The sequence below is a fragment of the Rhodovulum euryhalinum genome, from assembly GCF_004342445.1.
In the GTDB taxonomy this organism is placed as follows: domain Bacteria; phylum Pseudomonadota; class Alphaproteobacteria; order Rhodobacterales; family Rhodobacteraceae; genus Rhodovulum; species Rhodovulum euryhalinum.
The window spans coordinates 15848-29674 of record NZ_SLWW01000018.1; the positions used below are offsets into that span (position 1 = coordinate 15848).

Below are 13827 nucleotides of genomic sequence, written 5' to 3' on the forward strand. Positions count from 1 at the left end.
CTTCAGAACAGATCCGCCGGGTCGGCGGCGGCCAGCCGCCGAGTCGCGATCATCCCGGACAAGGCCGAAAACACGACGGTGCCGATGAAAACGGTGACTGCCATCCCGAACGATATGAACAGGGGCAAGGTCGTCACCCTGGCCATCAGAGTCAGGATGCCCCAACCGGCGATGACACCCGGAATGAAGCCGAGCATGCCGAGGATGACCGCCTCCTCGACGACGACGCCAAGGAAGAAGCTCTGCCCGTAGCCCATGGCCTTGAAGGTTGCGTATTCCCGCAAGTGATCGGCGACATCGGCGGACAAGACCTGGAAGACGATCACGATCCCCACGAGGACGCCGATCAGCACGCCGAAGCCGAAGATGACGCCGGTGGGCCGCTGCGTCTGCTGAAACCGCACCTCTTCGTCCATCGCATCGGCATAACTGCGAATGCGCAGCGTCGGGTCGGCAATCAGAGTCTTCAGCCGATCTGCCACCGCGTCGGGCTGTGCCCCGGGCGACAGGCGCAACAGGATGTGATCCGGGGCGCCGGAACTGCGCGCGGGAAACAGCGACAGAAAGGTCTGGTCGGACACCAGAAGGTATCCGTCTCCGCCAAAGCCCCCACCCCCTGCGAAGGTGTCGTAGGCGGTCAGGGTCCTTCCTTGCGACTCAAAGGAAAGCGGTGTCTGCAGCCGGATCGCCGCCGCTTCCTCCTGCGTGAGCCCGCGGGCGAGCCGGTCGAGGATGGCTGCGTCTTGAACTTGCAGCACGCCGATGTCGGCGGCGATTTCTGGCGCGAGGAAATCGGCGCGGAAGGGGTCGATGCCGAAGGTTGTCAGGCTGATGTCGGTCTCGCCCCGGTCCCAGGGCACCAGCGCGACGAACAATCCCATGCCCGCCACGACATCCGGGTCGGCAAGGGCCTGAAGCATCCACTGCCGCGCGACGTTTCCGCCTTCTGTCAATGTGTTGGCGTCGGCGGCAGAGATCAGGATATCGCCCTGGAAGAACTGATAGGGGCGCAGCGTCGAGACGCCCATCGAGCTCATGAGACCAAGCTGGACGAAGACCAGGACATTCGCGAAGGCAACGCCGGACAACGCGGCGGCGAACCGCCCGCGCTGGTGGACAAGTTGCAGCCAGCCGATGGGCAATCGACCGAGCAGCCGTTCGAGCAGACGGCTCATCGGGTGGCCCGCCCGCCCGCACCGGTGTCGATCCGGGCAATGACTTCAAGGTTGGTGAAGCGTGAGGCGATCTCGGATGACGGGTCGTCGAGTGCCACGACGACCCGGATCACCCGTGCATCGGTGTTCGCCGCCACGTCATCCGAGATCAGCCCTTGCCGTCCCACCGTCAGACCGATGCTCTGGACCGTTCCGTGCAGGGTGCGCCCGATGGCGTTTGCCACAAGCTCCACGGGCTGGCCTGGCCGAACCGCCGCGATCCGGTCCTGGTAGACTTCCACCTCGGCCGTCATCTGGCTGATGTCGCCCATCTCCATGACACCCTCAGAGGGGGGGCGCTGTCCGGGCGTGGCATGGATGTCGAGGATCGTACCCGTGATCGGCGCGACGATGAGGGCACGCGACAGATCGAGGTTTGTGCGCGCAAGCTCGGCCTCGGCCGCCTCCACGTTGCGCGCCGCCACCACGACATCGGGCTGCGCGTCGATCTCGGCGGACGAGAACCGCGCCAGCGTCGCCTCGGCACGGGTGACCGCGAGCGCGGCGGCCTCGGCGGCCGTGCGCGCGGCATCCAGCGAAACGCTGGTCGAGACGCCGCGTTCGACCAGTTCTTCGCTCCGCTCCAGCGTCGCCTGCGCTTCGAGATATGTGCTTTGGGCCTGATCCAGCGTGGCCTGCGCCTCGTCCCGGCTGGCCTGCACGGCGCTTCGGGTCTGCACAAGCGCCGCTTGCCGGATCGCAAGATTGGCTTCCGCCAGGAAAACGGCGCTTTCGAGGGACGCACGATTGTCGAGATAGGCCAGCGGCACGCCGCGCTCGACCCGATCGCCGACCGCGACGAGGATTTCCGAGACCCGCGCATCGCTCGCGCCAAAGGGCGCGGCCACGACGGCTACATCGCCCCGCGGCATCACCCGCGCAAGCCCCACGACATCGGTGGGCAGCATCGTCTCGACCATGTCCTGCGGCAGCTCGATATTCGGCGGCAGCGCAATCGGCGCGTTCGATCCTCCTCCCGGTTGCAGGCCCGTCAGCGCGTAGAACTTCTGAAGGCCGGGCGGTTGGAAGTAGAGGCCGATAACCGCACCTGCGAACATGAAGACCGGGATCAGAAGCACAAGCAGGTATCGCTTGCGAAATCGACCCGCCTTTCCCGAAGGTTCCTCGGGCGGGGCATCGACAAGCAGGGGCAATTCGGTTTCGGACGGGCGGGTCATTCGGAAGGCCTTTGTCAGGCACAAAGGCGCCTGAAAACATGAATCATTTCGCGGCTCCAGGGCGGATGGCCGTCCTGCGTTCAAGCCAGCGCATCATGCCCGATTGCCTTGCGATCCGAAAGGTCCGCCCCGACATCATCGGCACCGCCCGTCGCGATATCGCTGCGCGAACTGCGACGATGCGACGTCAATCCGTGGGCTTGGTCACGACCCGGTGCCCAACCGGCGTGTACCGGTCCGCAAGACGACCAAATCGCGGAAGTTCACGGGATCACGCGTCCGTGTCCGCCTCGGACTTCGTGGCGTGCTCTGTGCCCGGTTCGTGCTCGGGCGGGCTGTAGGTGGTGAAGAGCTTCAAAATCCCCGATCCGGTGTTGCGAATGTTGTGAAATATGCCCGAGGGCACGATACTGACGTCACCCTCACCGACCTCGCACTCGGTCTCGCCGATCCTGGCCACGCCAGAACCTGCCACGAAATAGAGCAGCTGGTCGTGCCCCTCATGCACCTCGCCGCCGATCTCGCCACCCGCGGGGATGGCCATGAGGACGAGTTGCGTCTTGTCACCCGTCCACACGACCTTGCGGAACGAGTCATTCTCGCGGGCGAGGTCGACGACGGGCAGTGAAAGCGTTGGCGTTTCCGACATGTGCTGCGCCCCTTTTGCTGAAAGCCGCATGAAGGGGCCGAAGGGGCCGTCTGTCTATGCTGTGGATCAGTGCGAGGCCGTTTTTCTTGCCGTACAAAGTGTCGGCAAGAGTGCCTTGATTCGAAGGCCAAGGGGAACACACCATGACCGAACGTGATCAATATATCGAAAATGCGAAGGCGAAGATCGACCAATGGAACGCCGAGATCGACAAAATGAAGGCAAAGGTGGACGAGGCCGAGGCCGACGCCAAGATCGCGTACCAAAAGCAGCTCGACGCGGCGCGCAAGCACCGTGACGAGGCCGAAGCGAAGCTGAAGGACCTGCACGAAGCCAGCGGCGACGCTTGGGACGATGTGAAGGCGGGTTTCGACAAGGCATGGGACAAAATCTCTGCCGCCTTCCACAGCGCCATGTCCCGCTTCGGATGAGGAACGCGGGGATGACCCCCTCGGCCGTCGGCAACTCGGCGGTGATGCGTCGCACCTGACCGCCGCGAACTGCACTGTACCGATGTATTCGGCGGCGGGATGCGCCAGTCTGTCAGGATGAGGAGAGCGGGTCGTTCGAAATGACGGATCGTGACATCCGGATCGGCCATATCGTGCGCTTGGGCGGCGGTGTCGCCGATATCCGCTTCGACGGCGCGTTGCCGGCGATCACGAACCGCCTGGTGACCCTGACCGACCCGGAGATCGTGATCGAGGTCGCCGGTCTGCCGGGCAAGGGTCTGGCGCGCGGGCTGGTGATGAACCCGTCCTCAGAGTTGCGCATCGGACTGGCCGTGCGCGACACAGGCGGCCCCATCGACGTGCCGGTGGGCGGGGCGGTGCTGGGCCGGATGTTCGATCTGTTCGGCGAGACCCTCGACGACGGCCCACCGCTGCCCGACCTTCCCCGCCGCCCGATCCTGCGCGCGCCAGTGCCCCTGTCCGAGCGGCGGGTCGATGGCCGGATCTTCGAGACGGGCATCAAGGCGATCGACCTTCTGAGCCCGCTGGAGCGCGGCGGCAAGGCGGGGCTCTTCGGCGGCGCGGGCGTCGGAAAGACGGTGCTGATCACCGAGATGATCCACAACATGGTCGCCGAGTATGACGGCGTAAGCCTGTTCTGCGGGATCGGCGAACGCTCGCGCGAGGCCGAGGAACTCTATCGCGAAATGGGTGAGGCGGGTGTTCTTGCCAACACCGTCATGATGTTCGGCCAGATGAACGAAAGCCCCGGGGTGCGCTTTCGCGTGGGCCATGCCGCGCTGACCATGGCCGAGTATTTCCGCGACGACATGCGCCGCAATGTGCTGGTGCTGATCGACAACATCTTTCGCTTCGTGCAGGCAGGAGCGGAAGTGTCGGGCCTGCTGGGCCGCATCCCGAGCCGGGTGGGCTACCAGCCGACGCTTGGCACCGAACTGGCCGAACTCGAGGAACGCATCTGCTCGACCGACCGCGGCACGATGACCTCGATCCAGGCGGTTTATGTGCCGGCCGACGATTTCACCGACCCGGCCGCCACGCATACCTTTGCCCATCTCTCGGCCTCGATCGTGCTCTCGCGCAAGAAGGCGTCCGAGGGGCTTTATCCGGCCATCGACCCCCTGAAATCCTATTCCCGGATGCTCACGCCCGGTACGGTCAGCCCGCGCCATTACCGGATTGCCCAGGAGGTGCGCAACACCCTGGCCGAATACGATGATCTCAAGGACATCATCGCGATGCTGGGTCTGGAGGAACTGTCCGAGCATGACCGCGCCACCGTCCGCCAGGCCCGACAACTGGAACGGTTCCTGACCCAGCCGTTCTTTTCCACACAGGCGATGACCGGCACCAAGGGGCGCTTCGTCCCGCTCGACGAGACATTGGACAGCTGCGAGCGTATCCTTGGCGGAGAGTTCGCCAAGCGCGGCGAGGGCGATTTCTACATGATCGGCGCGATCGACGATCTGACCGAGGCTGCGGAGGCCCCCGATGCGACTTGAGGTCATCACCCCCATGGCCGTCTGTATCGATCTCCCCGTCCGGCGCATCGTGGCCGAGGCGCCCGGCGGACATTTCGGGATGTGGCCGGGCCATGTCGATCTTGTCAGCGAACTGGTCCCCGGCATCCTGCTCTACGAGACGAAGGAGGGCGCGGAACGTTTCGTCGCGATCAATTCCGGCACCCTGGTGAAATGCGGCGACGACGTGCGCGTTGCAGTGCGAGGTGCGGTCGAGGGTGACGATCTGGGCGCGCTGCGCGCGCGCGTCGTGGCCGAGTTCCATCAGCATGACGAGGAGGAACGCGAGGGCCGCGCCGCGCTGGCTCGTCTCGAAGCCAGCATGATCCGCCGCTTTCGCGATCTGGGGGGGACAGGGGGATGACCGAAAGACGCGACAGCGAGACCGAAACCATCGCGCGCAAGGCGCAGCAGATGGAAAAGGCGCGCAAGCATCGCCGTGAAAGCGTGTGGTACGGGCTGGGCATGTTCGGGCTGGTGGGCTGGTCCGTCGCGGTGCCCATTGTCGCCGGCACCGCACTGGGGCTGTGGATCGATCGGCGCTGGCCGGGCGAGCTGTCCTGGACGCTGGCGCTGCTGCTGGCCGGCGCGGTGCTCGGGGCGATCAACGCGTGGTACTGGGTTCAGCGCGAGGGCCGCGATGACTGACCGGCATGCAGCGACGCGTGAGGGGGCAGGATGACCCTTTCCCTCATGTCAGTTCTCGCGGGTGCCCTGGTGGGCGCAGCCCTCGGGGCGATCTATCTTGGCCTGCTCTGGGTCGCGGTGCGGTCCCTGCCGCGGGACAGGAGCGGCGTTCGCGTCTTCGTCGCACTCGGCCTTGCCCGCGTGGCCCTGCTGATCGGCACCCTGATGGCGGCGGCCGCGCTGGGGCTGCCGGCCCAGGGCATTGCCGCGGCAGTGGCCGGGTTCATTGCCCTGCGCGTCGCCGCCACGCGCTGGCTGGGTGCGGCAACGCCGGGGGATACGACATGGAAATAAGCCCCGACGCCTGGGTTCTCTACGAATGGCGAGGCCTGCGGCTCAACGCCACGATCGCCTTTACCTGGGTGGTGATGGCATTGCTGGTGCTTGGCTCATGGGCGATCACCGCGCGGCTGAGCGAGGGCGAACGCGTCTCGCGCTGGCAGGTCGCGCTCGAGGTGATCGTCACCACGATCCGCGACCAGATCGCCGAGGTCGGGGCCGACAGGCCCCGCCGCTACCTGCCCTTCATCGGCACGCTCTTCCTGTTCATCGCCACGGCCAACCTGCTCGGTATCGTGCCGGGCTACCGGCCGCCGACCGGATCGCTGTCGACCACGGCGGCGCTGGCGATCTGCGTGCTGATCGCGGTGCCGCTGTTTTCCATCGGCGCACGCGGCATCGCCGGCTACCTGCGCAGCTATGTGCAGCCAACGCCGCTGATGCTGCCCTTCAACCTGATCGGCGAGATTTCCCGCACCATCGCGCTGGCGGTGCGTCTCTACGGCAACGTGATGAGCGGCACGGTCATCGTGGGCATCCTGATTTCCGTCGCGCCCTTCTTCTTCCCGGTGGTGATGCAGGTTCTGGGCCTGCTGACCGGCCTGATCCAGGCCTACATCTTCGCCATCCTCGCGATGGTCTATATCGGATCGGCCAGCCGCAGCCGCCACAGGGCCGACGATCCACCCCCCAATGAGACAGGAGACTGAGCATGGATGCAGCAACATGGATCGCCGCGGTCTCGATCTTCACCGCCGGTCTGACCATCGCCATCGGCTCGATCGGCCCGGCGCTGGCCGAGGGCAGGGCCGCCAGCCAGGCGCTGCAGGCCATCGCGCAGCAGCCTGACGCCGCCAACACGATCACGCGCACGCTGTTCGTGAGCCTCGCGATGATCGAGTCGACGGCGATCTACTGCTTCGTGGTGTCGATGATCCTGATCTTTGCCAACCCCTTCGCCGATCTCGCGATCGAGGCCGCCCGTCAGGCCGCCGGAGGCTGATGCCATGCAGATCGACTGGCTGACCGTTGCGGCCCAGATCGTCAATTTCCTGGTTCTGGTCTGGCTGTTGCAGCGGTTCCTCTACCGTCCGATCACCGACGCGATGGCGCGCCGCGAAGAGCGGATCGAGACCCGACTGTCCGAGGCCAAGGCCGCGCGCGCCGAGGTCGAGGCCGAGGCGACGCGCCTGCGCGAGAAACAGCAGGAGCTGGAGGCCAGCCGCGAGGAGGTGCTGCGCGCGGCCCGGCAGGAGGCCTCGGACCTGCGAACCGCGCTGGAAGACGATCTTCGCAAGGAGATGGAGGCCCGGCGCAAGACGTGGGAAACTCATCTGGAGGAGGAACGCGATGCCTTCGCCGCCCGCCTGCGCCAGCGGGCCGGTCACCAGGTGATCGACATCGTCGGCCGTGTGCTGCGGGATTACGCGGGCAGCGACCTCGCAGGGCAGGTGGCGGCCACCTTCCTGCAGCGTCTGGCGGATCTTGACGCAGAGGCACGGGAGAAACTGTCGGACGCAGCCCGGCGCGCGGACGGTCCTGCAAGGGTGGAAAGCGGCGTGCCTCTCGAGCCGTCCGCGCGCAGCCGGATCACGCGCGCCGTCCACGAGCACATCGCCCCCGACATCGAGGTCGACTATCGCGAAGATGACGCCTTGCTGCTGGGCGTGCGGCTGACCATCGGCGAACAGACGGTGGAGTGGTCCGCCACCCGGTTTCTCGGCCGACTGGAAACGACGCTGGACGAGGTGATCGAGGGCAGCAGCAGACGCCGGTCCGATCGTGCACCCGCCAAAGCGTGAGGAACGCGCCATGAGGCTCGACGATCTGCACCGCGACCTCTTCGCCCCGCTCGAGGACGCGCTGTCACGGGTCGATCCGGTGCTCGAGATGGCCGAGATCGCGCGGATCGTTTCGGTGGGCAACGGCGTGGCCGAGGTGGCGGGCTTCACCGACCTGCATGCCGACGAATTGCTGGCCTTTGCCGGTGGCGTCATGGGGATCGCCTCCGATATCGGCACCGAACGCGCTGGTGTCATCGTCCTGGGGCCGACCGATTGCCTGCGTCCCGGCGACCCGGTGCGCCGCACGGGCCGGGTGGTCGACGTGCCCGTCGGGGCGGGTCTCTTCGGGCGGGTGGTCGATGGCCTTGGCCGCCCGCTGGATGGCGGCGAGGCCATCGAGGCAGAGAACCTTATGCCCATCGAACGGCCCGCCCCCCCGATCATGCACCGCGCGCCGGTACAGGTGCCGCTTCAGACCGGGATCAAGGCGGTCGACGCCGCCATCCCCATCGGCCGCGGCCAGCGCGAACTGATCCTGGGCGACCGGCAGACCGGCAAGACCGCCATTGCCGTCGATGCAATCCTGAACCAGCGCGATACGGGCGTGCTGTCGATCTATTGCGCGATCGGCCAGCGCGCCTCGGCGGTGGCGCGGGTGATCCAGAGCCTGCGCCAGGGCGGCGCGCTGGAGCGCACCATCGTTGTCGTGGCCAGCGGCGAGGATGCGCCGGGGCTGCAATTCGTCGCCCCCTATGCGGCCACCTCGATGGCCGAGCATCTGATGGCCCGGGGGCACGACGTTCTGATCGTCTATGACGACCTGACCCGCCACGCCCGCGCCTATCGCGAACTGTCGCTGCTGCTGCGCCGCCCGCCTGGGCGCGAGGCCTATCCCGGCGACATTTTCTACATTCATTCGCGGCTTCTGGAACGCGCCACGCAGTTGCGCCAGCAGCATGGCGGCGGCTCGCTCACCGCGCTGCCCGTGGTCGAGACGCAGGCGCAGAACATCGCGGCCTATATCCCGACCAACCTGATCTCGATCACCGACGGGCAGATCTATCTCTCGCCGAGGCTGTTCGAAAAGGGTCATCTGCCCGCCATCGACATCGGCACCTCGGTCAGCCGGGTGGGCGGCAAGGTGCAACTGCCGGCCTTCCGCGCCGTCGCGGGCAACCTGCGGCTGATGTATGCGCAGTTCGAAGAGCTGGAGACCTTCGCGCGCTTCGGCACCCAGCTCGATGCCGAGACGCGGCGCAAGCTGACGCGCGGCCTGCGCGTGCGCGAGGTGCTGAAACAGCGCGAGCACGACCACATCGCCGTGCCCGAACAGATCGCGTCGCTGCTGGCGGCAACCGAAGGCCTGCTGGACGGGTTCGAGCCCGACGACGTGGCCGAGGCGGAACAGACGGTCCGGCAGGTGGTCCGGCGGCAGGCCCCCGAGATCTGCGACAGGATCGCGGCCGGCGCGCGGCTGGAGGATGCCGATCGGCAGACGCTGATCGAGATGATGCGCGCGGCGCTGTCGGGCCTGCAGGCGGAGGTCGGCAATGGAGACGCTTGAAAGCCTGTCGGACGCGCTGGAAACCACAGGCGACATCCAGTCCATCGTGCGCACGATGAAGGCCCTGTCCTCGGTCAGCATCCGGCAATACGAACAGGCCGAACGGGCGATGGCGTCCTATGCCCGCACCGTCGAAGTGGGCCTCATGGCCGTGTTGCGCCATGATCGAACGGCCGAACTGACCCGGCCTGGCGCGGGCGGCGGCACCGGACGCGAGGCGCTGATCGTGATCGGCTCGGATCGCGGCCTGTGCGGAGGCTACAACGACAGGATCACGCGCTTCGCCTTGTCCCGGATGAACGGCAGGCCGATGCTTCTCGGCGTGATCGGGACGCGCGCCGCGGCCCGGCTCGAGGCGGTAGGTAAGCCCGCGGACTTCCTGCGCTCGCTTCCGGGCTCGGTCGAGGGGCTGTCGCGGCTGGTGCAATCCGTCATCGTCGAGATCGACCGCTGGACCCGGGTCGAGGGCGTCGGCGAGGTCTGGCTGGTGCACAACCGTCGCGAAGGGCGCATCGCAGCCAAGCCGCAGGCGCACCGGCTGCTGCCGCTTCCCGACAGCTATCTGCGCAAGCTGGCGCAGGCCGAGTGGCCGGGACGCTCTCTGCCGCTGGTCCGCGTGGAGCACCGACAGATGATGTCCTGGCTCGTGCAGCAAAGGCTGTTCGTGGTGGTCTACCGGGCCCTGGCCGAGGCGCTGGCCAGCGAACATGCCTCAAGGCTCGCGGCGATGCAGGCCGCCGAACACAACATCGACGAGCGCCGCGACGCCCTGCACCAGCTTTACCGCCAGCGGCGCCAGGAGACGATCACCCGCGAGCTTCTGGACGTGGTCTCGGGCTTCGAAGCCGTCCAGACGGCCGACTGAGCGAACCGGCCCGGCACCATCACGCCGTGACGAGAATGCCGGCGCGTCCCTCCAGGATCGCCAGCGCCTCGGCCACCCGTTGATGATCTCCCGGAGAAAGCGCTCGAGACACGGAAATCCGAGCCAGATCAAGATTGACGACGACCCTGCCCCGGGACATGCCGAGTACAAGATATGCACAGGCCGTCAGGAACCCGACACCTGCGGCTCCGATCAGGCAGACGGCCAGACCCGGCAGAACAAGCGTATCCCGAGGCGGTCGTCGCCCGACCGCCTGAACCCGAGGGTCCCCGATCCCGGGATTGCGGATCGAAACGGACGGTCCATGCAACCCTGGGAAAGCCCGATGGCGTGGCCATTACCCATGTTAGTGCTGTCCGTCGCTTTCTGGATCAAAAGAGAAAGTGCCCTTGGCCCATCGCGCCTTGTCGCCTCGGCCCGGGGGCCGATCCGGTGGCGCGGACCGCACCGCGACGGGTCCGGAACAAGTGGCCGAACCCGGCCTTTTCCCATCATGCAAACAGGGGTCACACCCTGATTGGAGGATAGATCATGTCTGTCGGAACCCTGCTGATCATCGTTCTGGTCGTCTTCCTGCTGGGCGGTTTCTCGGGCCGCTTCGGCGGCTATGGCTATGGCTTTGGCCATGGCGGCATCGGCGTGATCGGCGTGCTGCTGGTGGTGCTGGTTGTTCTGGTGCTGACCGGACGGCTTTGACCCCACCCCGCGGCCCGCGGTCATCGGGGCGCCTGGCAGCCTGTGAGGGAGGGCAAGGAATGTATGGATCGTTCACAGGAACGATCACCGGCTTTCTGGCTCTCTCGATCGTCCATGTGCTTGTCTTGGCCTGCGAACGCGCGATCAAGCGGCAAAGCCTCGAGAGCGATTTCGATACCGCCATGGTCGCGGGCGCTGAAGGCATGGCCGATTATGCGGCCAGCCTGAAACGGCGGCTTTGGCTGCTGATCTGCATCATCCCGATGATTGCCGTCGCGGTCACCGTCTATGTCGTCAACCTCAAGTAGGAGAAAGCCTGTGTGGACTTATGTCAAATGGACGTTCCGGGGGGCTCTGGTGCTGCTGGTGATAGCGGTGCTTCACTACAACCTGCCCCAACACGACGTTGTGCAGATCACCAACACCTACAACCGCCAGACCACGATCGGTGCCAACTGGCTGTTCTATGCCAGGTCCGATGCCCCGTCGACCACCGGTGTGGAAAAGCGCGACATCCGCTTTATCGAGGCAGTCCGCCCCAATGGCGAGGTCAGCGTCTATCGTAACGAGGATACCGGTTGGTTCTGGCCGCCCTATCTCAAGTACGACAGCGCCAATCTGCAGGCCGAGGCCTCGAATGCGGTCTCGACCAAGGACACGCCGCAATGGGTCGTGATCACCCATTACGGCTGGCGAACCCCGATCTTTTCGTTCTTTCCCAACGCGATAGGCCTCTATCCCGTGGCCGGACCGGATGTCACCGTCTTTCCCTGGATCAGCATGATCCTGCTGGTGCTGCTGGCAATCGGCGCGGGGATGATGTGGCGGATGTGGCGGCGGTTCCGCCAGCAGGTCTTTGGACCGGCCGCTGTCGACCCGTCGCATCCCGTCACCGCTGAGATCCCGCCGCAGCTTTGAAAATATCGAGGAGAGAAAACCATGTCGATCAAATCCAGCCTGCTGATGATGGCTTTCGCGCTGGCCCTGTCGGGTTGTCTTGAAAATGACGCACAGCGCGGCCTTGCCGGGGCGGCGGGGGGCGCGGTGATTTCCGGCGCGACGGGCGGCAGCCCGGCCACCGGGGCGATCGTCGGCGGTGCCGCTGGCTATTTCTGCCGGGACCTGAATGTGCCGGGGTGCCGCAACGACTGAGACCCCTCTGCCGGACAGACTCCGATGGTCAGGACATCCCCTGCGGGCGGCCGCGGGGGATTATTCTTCCCTATTATCCACAAGAAAAAGCAGGAGGCGCGCCAAGTTCGCGTGCGACAGCTTCGCGGACGAAGCTGCCGTTCGGCGCAGAACTTCCAAACTCGGCTTTGTTTCTACGCTATAGTTGCCTCGGCGGCACCAGTAAGAAGGCAGGAATATAGCATGACCCAGTCTCTTAATCGGCTCGTGGAGCGGCAGATCCAGAAAGCTCTCGCAGAGGGCAAGTTACGCGGCCTTGAAGGCGAGGGGAAACCGCTGCCCGACCGCTCGGGCGAGGCGTTTACCGACATGGCGACAGCAGTGGCGGTCCGCATAATGGCCGAAGCAGGCACACTGCCCGAGGAATTCAAGATCAAGAAGCTGCTGGAGGCAGCGAAGCAAAGCTACAGGGAAGCAGAGGGCGATGACGCGAAACGCGTTGCAATGGCCCTGATCGCCGACCTTCAGCAACGCTACAACATAGCAGTAGAGGCAAGACGGCGGTTTATGGGAGGTTAGCCCGAAGCGGCCACCCGTCTGCTGCGCAGCATCTGGCGAAATGGGCTCTCAGCGGACCTTCGCAGTGACGGGGTCATGGCCACCGAAGACCCCACGACGGTGTGCGTCTCATCTGGCGGCCGACGGCTCCGCAGAGCAGGCCTCGCATCTGGTCCACAACCGGGATCGGCCTCCATACGGTCGTGGTCTGGGCGGTTGAGAGGCCCGATGAAGACTTCCGCTTCCGCACTTTGCTCTCCGGGGTCCTGTGGTTCCACCGCCAGATGATCTCGTCCAGGTATCGCTGTAGGTGCTTCCGTCCCAGGCGGTGATAAACGCCGATCAGAGCGCGCTGGACGACCGCATTCACTGCCTCGACGGTGTTGATGTGCGCCCCGGTCTTCGTATTCGCATACTGGCGCTTGTTGTGCTGGATTGTATGGTGGCTGGCAAAAGATGCCCCAATCTTTCCGTAACTCGGGTTCTTGTCGGTGATGAGCGCCGAGGTCGGGTCGATCCAGCCCTCGATGACGGGCTTCATCGTGCGCCCTCGAGCATTTGGGATGAGCACGGCTCGAGCCTGACCGTTTCGCGCCGCAGCAACGAGCGCGATCGGTTTGCCTGTTCCTCGACCCCGCTTGTTCTTGACGCCATGGCGGAACTTCGGCTTGCCGCCGACGAAGGCCTCATCGACCTCGACCACACCCGACAGTCGGCCGGCAATGCCCTGCCGATCATCCATCATCTCGCGAATGGCGTGGCCAAGCTTCCACGCGGTCTTCTGGTTCACCCCCAAGATGCGCGACATCACGACCGACGAAATGCCCTTGGAAGACGTCAGGACGAGGAACATCGCGGGGATCCAGGTCCGGAGATCCAGCTTTGTCGCGTGGAGCGGCGTCCTCGTGGTTACGGTGAACTGGCGTCGGCATTCCCTCTCGATGCACTCATACACGCCGGGGCGCACGGATGCACCGCGCAGCGGGCGCGAACTCAAGCTGCCGCAATGTGGAAAGAACCGATCATCGCCCCAGATGGCGTTCTCGAGGAAGAGCCGCGCGTGACGTTCGGTCGGCATCTTCTTCCAGACATCGCGGACGGACTTCAGTTCGGTGATCATGGAGTGGCCTCGCTTCGGGGGGGGGCCCAGAAGATTGACTGATTTCTCCTAACCGGAAGCGACTACGTTATGGCGTAGCCGGGGCCTT

The 13827-nt window shown here is 65.5% G+C and carries 19 protein-coding genes; 15 read left to right on the forward strand and 4 right to left on the reverse strand.

Annotated elements, in window-relative coordinates:
* Positions 1–2: 2 nt before the first annotated feature.
* The 3 genes from EV655_RS16825 to EV655_RS16835 all read right to left on the reverse strand — a co-directional run bounded on the left by EV655_RS16825 (position 3) and on the right by EV655_RS16835 (position 3071).
* Complete coding sequence (locus tag EV655_RS16825) at positions 3–1175, reverse strand: FtsX-like permease family protein (protein WP_132546520.1); 1173 nt, start codon at positions 1173–1175, stop codon at positions 3–5.
* A complete protein-coding gene (locus EV655_RS16830) occupies positions 1172–2392 on the reverse strand; it encodes an HlyD family efflux transporter periplasmic adaptor subunit (RefSeq protein WP_132546521.1) in 1221 nt (406 codons plus the stop codon). The genes EV655_RS16825 and EV655_RS16830 overlap by 4 nt, the downstream gene beginning before the upstream one ends.
* A gap of 271 nt (positions 2393–2663) precedes the next feature.
* Positions 2664–3071, reverse strand: coding sequence for a cupin domain-containing protein (locus EV655_RS16835; RefSeq protein WP_207902011.1), 408 nt, complete (start codon positions 3069–3071; stop codon positions 2664–2666).
* Positions 3072–3184: 113 nt separating this feature from the next.
* Here EV655_RS16835 and EV655_RS16840 point away from each other — a divergent pair, with 113 nt between their 5' ends.
* The 15 genes from EV655_RS16840 (at position 3185) to EV655_RS16910 (ending at position 12640) form a co-directional block, all read left to right on the forward strand.
* Positions 3185–3472 carry a sll1863 family stress response protein gene (locus EV655_RS16840; protein ID WP_132546523.1) on the forward strand — a complete coding sequence of 96 codons (288 nt, stop codon included), beginning with the start codon at positions 3185–3187 and terminating at the stop codon, positions 3470–3472.
* A gap of 140 nt (positions 3473–3612) precedes the next feature.
* Positions 3613–5016 carry a F0F1 ATP synthase subunit beta gene (gene atpD, locus EV655_RS16845; protein ID WP_132546524.1) on the forward strand — a complete coding sequence of 468 codons (1404 nt, stop codon included), beginning with the start codon at positions 3613–3615 and terminating at the stop codon, positions 5014–5016.
* The gene (locus EV655_RS16850) at positions 5006–5398 is read left to right on the forward strand and encodes a F0F1 ATP synthase subunit epsilon (protein ID WP_132546525.1); all 393 of its coding nucleotides are present in this window, start codon (positions 5006–5008) and stop codon (positions 5396–5398) included. The genes atpD and EV655_RS16850 overlap by 11 nt, the downstream gene beginning before the upstream one ends.
* Positions 5395–5682: an AtpZ/AtpI family protein gene (locus tag EV655_RS16855; RefSeq protein ID WP_132546526.1), complete on the forward strand. Its 288-nt coding sequence runs from the start codon at positions 5395–5397 to the stop codon at positions 5680–5682. The genes EV655_RS16850 and EV655_RS16855 overlap by 4 nt, the downstream gene beginning before the upstream one ends.
* Before the next feature lie 30 nt (positions 5683–5712).
* A complete protein-coding gene (locus EV655_RS16860; protein ID WP_132546527.1) occupies positions 5713–6015 on the forward strand; it encodes an ATP synthase subunit I in 303 nt (100 codons plus the stop codon).
* Positions 6006–6710: a F0F1 ATP synthase subunit A gene (locus EV655_RS16865; RefSeq protein ID WP_132546528.1), complete on the forward strand. Its 705-nt coding sequence runs from the start codon at positions 6006–6008 to the stop codon at positions 6708–6710. The genes EV655_RS16860 and EV655_RS16865 overlap by 10 nt, the downstream gene beginning before the upstream one ends.
* 2 nt (positions 6711–6712) lie before the next feature.
* On the forward strand, positions 6713–7003 hold the full coding sequence (locus EV655_RS16870; RefSeq protein WP_132546529.1) for a F0F1 ATP synthase subunit C: 291 nt from the start codon (positions 6713–6715) through the stop codon (positions 7001–7003).
* Between the two features lie 4 nt (positions 7004–7007).
* On the forward strand, positions 7008–7802 hold the full coding sequence (locus EV655_RS16875; protein WP_132546530.1) for a F0F1 ATP synthase subunit delta: 795 nt from the start codon (positions 7008–7010) through the stop codon (positions 7800–7802).
* A 10-nt stretch (positions 7803–7812) separates the two neighbouring features.
* On the forward strand, positions 7813–9348 hold the full coding sequence (locus EV655_RS16880) for an alternate F1F0 ATPase, F1 subunit alpha (protein WP_132546531.1): 1536 nt from the start codon (positions 7813–7815) through the stop codon (positions 9346–9348).
* Positions 9335–10213 (forward strand): F0F1 ATP synthase subunit gamma, encoded by an 879-nt coding sequence (locus EV655_RS16885; protein WP_132546532.1) that lies wholly within the window; start codon positions 9335–9337, stop codon positions 10211–10213. Before EV655_RS16880 ends, EV655_RS16885 begins: the two co-directional genes overlap by 14 nt.
* 552 nt (positions 10214–10765) lie before the next feature.
* Positions 10766–10930 (forward strand): DUF3309 family protein, encoded by a 165-nt coding sequence (locus EV655_RS16890; RefSeq protein ID WP_132546533.1) that lies wholly within the window; start codon positions 10766–10768, stop codon positions 10928–10930.
* A gap of 59 nt (positions 10931–10989) precedes the next feature.
* On the forward strand, positions 10990–11238 hold the full coding sequence (locus EV655_RS16895) for a hypothetical protein (RefSeq protein ID WP_132546534.1): 249 nt from the start codon (positions 10990–10992) through the stop codon (positions 11236–11238).
* 10 nt (positions 11239–11248) lie between these two features.
* Positions 11249–11848: a DUF1523 family protein gene (locus tag EV655_RS16900; RefSeq protein WP_243645123.1), complete on the forward strand. Its 600-nt coding sequence runs from the start codon at positions 11249–11251 to the stop codon at positions 11846–11848.
* Between the two features lie 21 nt (positions 11849–11869).
* Positions 11870–12082, forward strand: a complete 213-nt coding sequence (locus EV655_RS16905; RefSeq protein ID WP_132546536.1) for a hypothetical protein — start codon at positions 11870–11872, stop codon at positions 12080–12082.
* Between the two features lie 222 nt (positions 12083–12304).
* Positions 12305–12640, forward strand: coding sequence for a DnaJ family domain-containing protein (locus EV655_RS16910; RefSeq protein ID WP_132546537.1), 336 nt, complete (start codon positions 12305–12307; stop codon positions 12638–12640).
* A 73-nt stretch (positions 12641–12713) separates the two neighbouring features.
* Here EV655_RS16910 and EV655_RS16915 read toward each other — a convergent pair whose 3' ends face one another.
* A complete protein-coding gene (locus tag EV655_RS16915) occupies positions 12714–13739 on the reverse strand; it encodes an IS1595 family transposase (RefSeq protein WP_132546538.1) in 1026 nt (341 codons plus the stop codon).
* Between the last annotated feature and the right edge of the window lie 88 nt (positions 13740–13827).

What these genes read in the sequence shown, in the direction of transcription:
- EV655_RS16880 (WP_132546531.1), top strand. Translation starts at nt 7,813, where the DNA reads ATGAGGCTCGACGATCTGCACCGCGACCTCTTCGCCCCGCTCGAGGAC.
- EV655_RS16865 (WP_132546528.1), top strand. Translation starts at nt 6,006, where the DNA reads ATGGAAATAAGCCCCGACGCCTGGGTTCTCTACGAATGGCGAGGCCTG.
- EV655_RS16870 (WP_132546529.1), top strand. Translation starts at nt 6,713, where the DNA reads ATGGATGCAGCAACATGGATCGCCGCGGTCTCGATCTTCACCGCCGGT.
- EV655_RS16840 (WP_132546523.1), top strand. Translation starts at nt 3,185, where the DNA reads ATGACCGAACGTGATCAATATATCGAAAATGCGAAGGCGAAGATCGAC.
- EV655_RS16825 (WP_132546520.1), bottom strand. Translation starts at nt 1,175, where the DNA reads ATGAGCCGTCTGCTCGAACGGCTGCTCGGTCGATTGCCCATCGGCTGG.
- EV655_RS16890 (WP_132546533.1), top strand. Translation starts at nt 10,766, where the DNA reads ATGTCTGTCGGAACCCTGCTGATCATCGTTCTGGTCGTCTTCCTGCTG.
- EV655_RS16835 (WP_207902011.1), bottom strand. Translation starts at nt 3,071, where the DNA reads ATGCGGCTTTCAGCAAAAGGGGCGCAGCACATGTCGGAAACGCCAACG.
- EV655_RS16875 (WP_132546530.1), top strand. Translation starts at nt 7,008, where the DNA reads ATGCAGATCGACTGGCTGACCGTTGCGGCCCAGATCGTCAATTTCCTG.
- atpD (WP_132546524.1), top strand. Translation starts at nt 3,613, where the DNA reads ATGACGGATCGTGACATCCGGATCGGCCATATCGTGCGCTTGGGCGGC.
- EV655_RS16830 (WP_132546521.1), bottom strand. Translation starts at nt 2,392, where the DNA reads ATGACCCGCCCGTCCGAAACCGAATTGCCCCTGCTTGTCGATGCCCCG.
- EV655_RS16885 (WP_132546532.1), top strand. Translation starts at nt 9,335, where the DNA reads ATGGAGACGCTTGAAAGCCTGTCGGACGCGCTGGAAACCACAGGCGAC.
- EV655_RS16855 (WP_132546526.1), top strand. Translation starts at nt 5,395, where the DNA reads ATGACCGAAAGACGCGACAGCGAGACCGAAACCATCGCGCGCAAGGCG.
- EV655_RS16860 (WP_132546527.1), top strand. Translation starts at nt 5,713, where the DNA reads ATGACCCTTTCCCTCATGTCAGTTCTCGCGGGTGCCCTGGTGGGCGCA.
- EV655_RS16905 (WP_132546536.1), top strand. Translation starts at nt 11,870, where the DNA reads ATGTCGATCAAATCCAGCCTGCTGATGATGGCTTTCGCGCTGGCCCTG.
- EV655_RS16910 (WP_132546537.1), top strand. Translation starts at nt 12,305, where the DNA reads ATGACCCAGTCTCTTAATCGGCTCGTGGAGCGGCAGATCCAGAAAGCT.
- EV655_RS16850 (WP_132546525.1), top strand. Translation starts at nt 5,006, where the DNA reads ATGCGACTTGAGGTCATCACCCCCATGGCCGTCTGTATCGATCTCCCC.
- EV655_RS16915 (WP_132546538.1), bottom strand. Translation starts at nt 13,739, where the DNA reads ATGATCACCGAACTGAAGTCCGTCCGCGATGTCTGGAAGAAGATGCCG.
- EV655_RS16895 (WP_132546534.1), top strand. Translation starts at nt 10,990, where the DNA reads ATGTATGGATCGTTCACAGGAACGATCACCGGCTTTCTGGCTCTCTCG.